The following is a 6,964-nucleotide window of genomic DNA, read 5'->3' as shown; positions in this document are numbered from 1 at the left end:
GGCGCGAGATCACCCAGTCGGGCCGCCCCTCCACCATCGCGGTGATCCGGTTCTCCGCGCGCGCCGGCACCCACCGCGTCCGCGCGATCGCGTCGAGCGCGAGGTTGCGCAGGGTGGGTGCGTTGTCCCCATCAAAGCCTTCTTCCCCCCGAGGAGAGGGTTGGGAGAGCGGCTGCCCGGTACGGTCCGCCTGATCTTGCTCTCCTGAGATCCCCGCCGCCCGCGCCGCGCCAGCGGGCAGGTCCATCGGAATAAACCACTGCGGGGTCGCGCGCTGGATCACTTTCGCCTTCGACCGCCATGAATGCGGATAGCTGTGCTTGAAGTCATCCGACGCCGCCAGCAGCGCGCCTACCTCGCGCAGGTCGGCGCAGATCGGCCCTTCGGCAGACACGAACTTCTTGTTGATGACGCTGCCCTGGCCACCCAGCCACGCCCAGTCCGCGCGGTAGAAACCCGCGCCATCAACCGCGAACACCGGCTCGATCCCATATTGCTTGCACAGCAGGAAGTCGTCCTCGCCGTGGTCGGGCGCCATGTGGACGAGCCCGGTGCCGGCATCGGTCGTCACGAAGTCGCCCGGCAACAACGGCCGCGGCTTGGCGAAGAACCCGCCGAGGTGATGCATCGGGTGGCGGGCGAGCGCGCCGGCGAGTTGTGAGCCTGAGACCTGTCGATGAACGATCTTCTGCAGATCGGAAACGTTATCGTCGATTGAGTCTGGAACTGTCGTCAGGCTTAGCCCTGAGCGCTGCTCAAATTGCTCCTTTAAATCGAAAGCTAGCAGGAAGCGGCGTCCGCTTTCATCTTGGAAGACGTGGTAATGTACGTCTCCCCCATACGCCAACGCCTGATTGACCGGGATCGTCCACGGCGTCGTCGTCCAGATGACCGCGTGCGCGCCGACCAGCTCGGGTGCGTTGGGCGCCTCGGTGATCTCAAACGCGACGTCGATCTGCGTCGACACGACGTCCTCATACTCGACCTCGGCCTCGGCGAGCGCGGTCTTCTCGACCGGGCTCCACATCACCGGCTTCGCGCCGCGATAGAGCTGGCCGCTCTCGGCGAATTTCAAGAGCTCGCCCGCGATCGTCGCCTCGGCCTCGTATTTCATGGTGAGGTATGGGTCGGCCCAGTCGCCCATTACGCCCAGCCGCTGGAACTCGTCCGCCTGCACCGCGACCCATTTGTCGGCGTACGCGCGGCATTCGGCGCGGAACTGGTCGACCGGCACCTGGTCCTTGTCGAGCTTCTTCGCGCGATAGGCTTCCTCGACCTTCCACTCAATCGGCAGGCCGTGGCAGTCCCAGCCCGGCACGTAGGGCGCGTCATAGCCCATCAGCGAACGGCTGCGGACGATCACGTCCTTCAGCACCTTGTTCATCGCATGGCCCATGTGGATGTCGCCGTTGGCGTAGGGAGGGCCATCGTGCAGGATCCAGCGTGTCCGCCCGGCACGCTCGCGGCGTAGCCGGTCGTACAGCCCCATCTGCTGCCACCGCGCCAGGATCGCGGGCTCCTTCTGCGCGAGGCCTGCCTTCATCGGAAAGTCGGTCTTCGGCAGGAAGACGGTGTCGCGCCAGTCGCGCGTGGTGTCGGGTTGGTCGGCCATGATCGGGTCGCGCCTTAGCGCGGGAGGAAGCACGAAACAAACGGCAGGTGACGCCGGCCACGCGCGCACCTATCTCGCCGCGCATGACACTTGCCCCGACCCACCTCGGCCAGTCCGTGCCGCTGCCCACATCTCCGCAAGAAGCGGTGCTCGACTACGTCCCCAATCCGCGTTCGAACCAGACCTACCTGATCCGCTTCACCCAGCCCGAATTCACGTCGCTGTGCCCGGTCACGAGCCAGCCCGACTTCGCGCATCTCGTCATCGATTATGTACCCGACGAAACGATCGTCGAGTCAAAATCCTTGAAGCTGTTCCTCGGCAGTTTCCGCAACCACAATGCGTTTCACGAGGATTGCACCGTCGGCATCGGCGAGCGGCTGTTCCGCGAGATGAGCCCGCGCTGGCTGCGGATCGGCGGGTATTGGTACCCACGCGGGGGCATGCCGATCGACGTGTTCTGGCAATCGGGGACGCCGCCCGAAGGACTGTGGCTGCCCGATCAGGGCGTCCCCGGCTATCGCGGTCGCGGTTGACGCTCCGCTTGATCCATGTTGCACTGCAAAATGATGGTGCAACCAAAGTCTGATCAACTCGTTAGTTGAGCCAGGTGGAGGTCCGCGCCGGGCGCCGCTGGGTCAGCAAAGGTTGAAGGATGAAGCAGTCGGTCGAACCGGGCGCGGTCAAGCATATCGCCCTGATCGGGAATTTCCTGCCGCGCAAGTGCGGCATCGCCACGTTCACGACCGACACCTACGAAGCGCTGCGAAAGCGCTACCCCGATCTGCGCGTCGACGTTTACGCGATGGATGATCATCCCGGCCGCTACGATTATCCCGAGGCGGTCACGGGCGCCATCCCGCAGCACGACCGCTCAGCCTATCTCGCCACCGCGCGCGCGATCGAGGCGAGCGGCGCACAGGCTTTGTGGGTGCAGCACGAATATGGCATCTACGGCGGCGACGCGGGTGCGCACATCCTTGATCTGATCGACCGCACCAACGTGCCGTTGATCGTCACGCTGCATACCGTGCTCGAGAAGCCGAGCACGCAGGAGCGTGCCGTACTGGAAGGGCTGTTGCGCCGCGCCTCTAAGGTGATCGTGATGGCCGAGCGCGGGCGCGACATCCTGCAGCGCGTCTACGGCGCTGCTCCGTCATCGATTTCGGTGATCCCGCACGGCGTTCCCGATCGTGCGTTCGTGTCACCGGACACGTTCAAGGCGCGGTTCGGCTGGCAGGGGAAGCGCATCATCCTGACCTTCGGCCTGCTCAGCCCCGGCAAGGGGATCGAGACGGTGATCGAGGCGATGCCCGCAGTCGTCGCGCAGCACCCGGACGCGATGTACGTCGTGCTGGGCGCGACGCACCCGAGCCTCGTCGCTCACGAGGGTGAGGCGTACCGCGACCGGTTGAAGGCGCAGGCGCGTGACCTCGGCATCGATAACAACGTCGCCTTCATCGACGCCTTCGTCGATCACGACGATCTGATCGACTATCTCCAGGCCGCGGACATTTACGCGACGCCGTACCTGAACCCCGCGCAGATCACGAGCGGGACGCTTTCCTACGCGGTCGGCGTCGGCAAAGCGGTGGTGTCGACGCCGTACGTACACGCGACCGAAATCCTCGCCGACGGACACGGTGTCCTCGTCGATTTCAAGGATGTCGCCGCCTTTGCGCGCGAGATCAACGACCTGCTCGGCAGCGAGCGCAACCTGGGCCGGCTCTCGCAGCGCGCCTATGCACGGGGGCGCACCATGATCTGGCCCGCCGTGGCGGAGAAGGCCATGATCGAAGTCGCACGCAGCATCGAGGCGCAGCCCAAACGCCTGTCATCTGGGACGGTGCCGACGCCAAAGGTGTTGCCTCCCGACCTCGCCGCCGTTGAACGAATGAGCGATTCGACCGGCATGCTCCAGCATTCGATCTTTTCGATCCCCGATCGCCGCCACGGCTATTGCATCGACGACAACGCCCGCGCGCTGATCCTGATGAGCCAAATGGCCGACGTCGACGCGGTAACGCGCGACAAGTGGACAACGATCTACGCGTCGTTCGTCCAATATGCGTGGAACCCGGACAAGCGCCGTTTTCGCAACTTCATGAATTTTGATCGTACCTGGTGCGAGGACGTGGGGTCGGAGGACTCAAACGGTCGTACGCTCTGGGCGCTGGGCGTCACGGCGCGCGACGCGGTCGAGCCCAAGCATCGCGACTGGGCGACCGCGATGTTCGACATGACGGCGAGTCTCGCGTTCGAACTCGGCAGTCCGCGCGCGCAATCGTTCGCGATGCTGGGCGCCGCGGCGATGCTGCAGGCCTCGCCCAACCACCCGCTCGCGCTCGAGATTTTGGAGCGCTTTCCCGACCAGCATCTGGCTTTGCTCGACGCGGCGCGCCGGCCCGAATGGGGCTGGTTCGAAATCGTGCTCGCCTACGACAATGCGCGCCTGCCCGAGGCGCTGATCCGCGCCGGCCACGCGCTCGGTCGGCAGGACCTGATTGATTGCGGAATTGAGACGCTGACCTGGATCATGTCGAAGCAGACCTCGCCCGAAGGACATTTTCGCGCCATCGGCTCGGAAAGTTTTGGTCGCGAATATGCCGAGCCGCTGCCGCACGATCAGCAACCGCTTGAGGCGCAGGCGACCGTTGAGGCGTGTGCGGCGGCGTTCGACGCCACCGGCGATCGCCACTGGCTGGCTGAGGCGACGCGCGGGTACAACTGGTTCCTGGGCGTCAACGACCTCGACCTGCCGCTCGCGACGGCAAAGGACGGCGGCTGTTTCGATGGCCTGATGCCTGCCGGGCTAAACCGCAACCAGGGCGCGGAGAGCATTCTCGCGCTGCAATTGGCGTCCTGCGCGATTTCAGGGCTTTCAAAACGGGCAGCAGGCGTGGCAGGGAAGGAACGCGTCGCCGCGTGAATGCGGCACGCGCCGCACAGACGAGTTAAATCGCGAGGCGTATTCCCGTTGGATCTGTTCAATCACCGGCTGCGCCTGCACGCAGACCCGTCGCGCGTCGTCGTGCGTCCGTTTCATATCGGCTGGCTCGCCAATGGCAGCGGCATCAGCCGGTCGCAGCGACTTATCAATGAAGTGCTCGAAATGGACGCGCAGCAGACGCGCGATCAGCTCGAGCTCGTGCTCAAGGACTTCGAGGCGCGTCACTGGCAGACGCGGCGCGTGTTCATGACGCGCTACGACGAGATCGCCTCCGCGCACGGGCTCGACGGCAGTCAGATCGACGACGAGAAGCGCCAGCTGATCGGCGCCTATTTCTGCCATGAATACAGCTACGCCGCTGCCGCATTGATGAATCCTAGCGCGGTGCCGCATCCCGATCAGTCGGGCATGTCGCCGGGGTCGCAGCGGATTTTGATGAGCTTACGCTCGGTGGGTGAGGGCCACATCTCTTCCGTTGCGTTTCGCGAGGGCATCATCGGCGAGGACAATGAGCTGAAGCTCGCGCCCGAGCCTCCCTTCGCGACCGCCGCCGACGCGGTCGGCAGCGACGAGGAGGAGGTGCCGACCGGACCCGTCACCGTCTACCGCCACCGCGACAGCACATTGTCGGGCACGGTCATCTTTCCGATCACCGACGCGCAGTCGAAGGGGCTGGAGGATTTGCGCCTCGTCCACTTCACGCACGACGATGGTGCGATCGAGTGGCTCGGCACCTACACCGCGTACAACGGCGCGACGATCCAGTCGGAGCTGTTGCGCACCCGCGATTTCCGCGCGTTCGACCTCGTGCCGATGACGGGCACCGCAGCACGCAACAAGGGCATTGCGCTGTTCCCGCGCAAGGTCGGCGGGCGCTACCTCTCGATCGGGCGGCAGGACGGCGAGAACCTGTACCTGCTCTCGACCGATGACCTGACGCACTGGGACGACGGGCAATTGATCCTGAAACCCGAATATCCATGGGAGTTCGTGCAGATCGGCAATTGCGGTCCGCCGATCGAGCTCGACGAGGGCTGGCTGTTGCTGACGCACGGCGTCGGCGCCATGCGCAAATATTCGATCGGCGCCGCGCTTCTCGACAAGGACGACCCGTCAAAGGTCATCGGGCGCACGCAGCAACCGATCCTCGCCGCCGCCGATCAGGACCGTGAGGGTTATGTTCCGAACGTCGTCTACACCTGCGGCGCGATGCGGCACGGCGACAAGTTGTTCATGCCCTATGGCATCGCCGACAGCTCGGTCGGCTTCGCCTTCGTCGAGATCGCGGAACTGCTGAAAGCGATGTGACGCGCGCGGCGGTGCTCTCGGGCATCGCCGTATTGTCAGGGCTGCGGTGACAATGCCCGTTCCCTCGACCGGGCGTCACCACTGTGACAAGCTCTGCCCGATGGCTGGTTTGGCGTTCTTCGTGCTTGGTGCTGGCGCATATGTCACCGCGCTGTTCGGACCGGCGTTGCTGGCATTATGGTTCTGGCATCAGGCCGGCCGGCGCATCCCGCGCTGGGCTGCGCACCTGCTTTACCTGCCGCTCGCGCTGCTGCTCACCTGGATGTCGGGTAATCTGCTCTTCTTCGCCGCGCACGACGATGGCGAGGGCCCGCCCGGTCTAGGGCTCGCGCTCGTGCCCGCACTCGCGATGTTGCTCGGCTCTATAGCCCTCTATTACGTCGCGGTCGGCGTTAGGGTGGCTGAGGCGTTGCTGCGGCGGGTCAAGCGCCGGTGGACCGCCCACACCGACGCACCCACGCCTGATCGCTAGCGCTCGCCGTTGATCGTATAGTCCGCCACTGCGCTCCAGTCGCGCGCCGCCATGCCAGCGTCGATCGCGCGTTCCATCTGTCCGCGCACCGCATCGAGCATCGGCAGCGCACGCCCCGACGCCTCGCCCGCCGCGGTCGCCAGCCGCAGGTCCTTCAATCCCAGCTTCATGACAAAGCCGGGTTCGTAATCCTCCGCGACGATTTTGCCGCCATAGGTGTGATAGGCCGGGCAGCCGAACAGCGTACCCGTCGCGATCTCGAGGAAATCGGCGCGCGACAGCCCGTGCGCCTCGGTCAGCGTCATCGCCTCGCTCAGCGCCTCGATCGTCATCGCGATCAGCATGTTGCCCGCGACTTTTGCCGCGTTTGCCTGGTGCGGCTCCTCACCCAGAACGAAGGTGCGCTGGCCGATCGCGTCGAGCAGCGGCCGAACCCGAGCGATCGCGTCATGCTTACCCGCGGCGACGACGTTGAGCTTCGCCGCGGCCGCCGCATCCGGCCGCCCGAACACCGGGGCGGAGACATAGCCGAGCCCCGCTGCCTCATGCGCGGCGGCCAGTTCGCGCGCGAAATCGACCGCGATCGTCGCGCTCACCACGTGGACCAGCCCCGATCGCGCGC

The 6,964-nt window shown here is 65.4% G+C and carries 6 protein-coding genes; 4 read left to right on the top strand and 2 right to left on the bottom strand.

Annotation, left to right across the window (positions count from 1 at the left end; translation table 11 throughout):
* Positions 1 to 1,612: class I tRNA ligase family protein (locus QZ847_RS11530; RefSeq protein WP_294356620.1), on the bottom strand; the 1,612-nt coding region annotated here is incomplete at its 3' end.
* An 83-nt stretch (positions 1,613 to 1,695) separates the two neighbouring features.
* Here QZ847_RS11530 and queF point away from each other — a divergent pair.
* The 4 genes from queF to QZ847_RS11510 all read left to right on the top strand — a co-directional run bounded on the left by queF (position 1,696) and on the right by QZ847_RS11510 (position 6,342).
* A complete protein-coding gene (gene queF, locus QZ847_RS11525; protein WP_294356618.1) occupies positions 1,696 to 2,148 on the top strand; it encodes a preQ(1) synthase in 453 nt (150 codons plus the stop codon).
* A 119-nt stretch (positions 2,149 to 2,267) separates the two neighbouring features.
* Positions 2,268 to 4,541 carry a glycosyltransferase family 4 protein gene (locus tag QZ847_RS11520; RefSeq protein ID WP_294356616.1) on the top strand — a complete coding sequence of 758 codons (2,274 nt, stop codon included), beginning with the start codon at positions 2,268 to 2,270 and terminating at the stop codon, positions 4,539 to 4,541.
* Positions 4,542 to 5,870 (top strand): glycoside hydrolase family 130 protein, encoded by a 1,329-nt coding sequence (locus QZ847_RS11515; RefSeq protein WP_294356614.1) that lies wholly within the window; start codon positions 4,542 to 4,544, stop codon positions 5,868 to 5,870. It abuts the gene before it with no gap.
* A gap of 100 nt (positions 5,871 to 5,970) precedes the next feature.
* Positions 5,971 to 6,342 (top strand): hypothetical protein, encoded by a 372-nt coding sequence (locus tag QZ847_RS11510; protein ID WP_294356612.1) that lies wholly within the window; start codon positions 5,971 to 5,973, stop codon positions 6,340 to 6,342.
* Here QZ847_RS11510 and QZ847_RS11505 read toward each other — a convergent pair.
* The coding region (locus tag QZ847_RS11505; RefSeq protein ID WP_294356609.1) for an NAD(P)-dependent oxidoreductase at positions 6,339 to 6,964 on the bottom strand (626 nt) is incomplete at its 5' end. The genes QZ847_RS11510 and QZ847_RS11505 overlap by 4 nt on opposite strands.

The organism is uncultured Sphingomonas sp. (assembly GCF_913778135.1).
GTDB lineage: Bacteria > Pseudomonadota > Alphaproteobacteria > Sphingomonadales > Sphingomonadaceae > Sphingomonas.
This window is presented reverse-complemented; position numbering and strand designations above follow the sequence as displayed.

Bases quoted from the DNA above. Each gene is read 5' to 3' on its own strand.
- queF (WP_294356618.1), top strand. From the start codon at position 1,696: ATGACACTTGCCCCGACCCACCTCGGCCAGTCCGTGCCGCTGCCCACA.
- QZ847_RS11520 (WP_294356616.1), top strand. From the start codon at position 2,268: ATGAAGCAGTCGGTCGAACCGGGCGCGGTCAAGCATATCGCCCTGATC.
- QZ847_RS11515 (WP_294356614.1), top strand. From the start codon at position 4,542: ATGCGGCACGCGCCGCACAGACGAGTTAAATCGCGAGGCGTATTCCCG.
- QZ847_RS11510 (WP_294356612.1), top strand. From the start codon at position 5,971: ATGGCTGGTTTGGCGTTCTTCGTGCTTGGTGCTGGCGCATATGTCACC.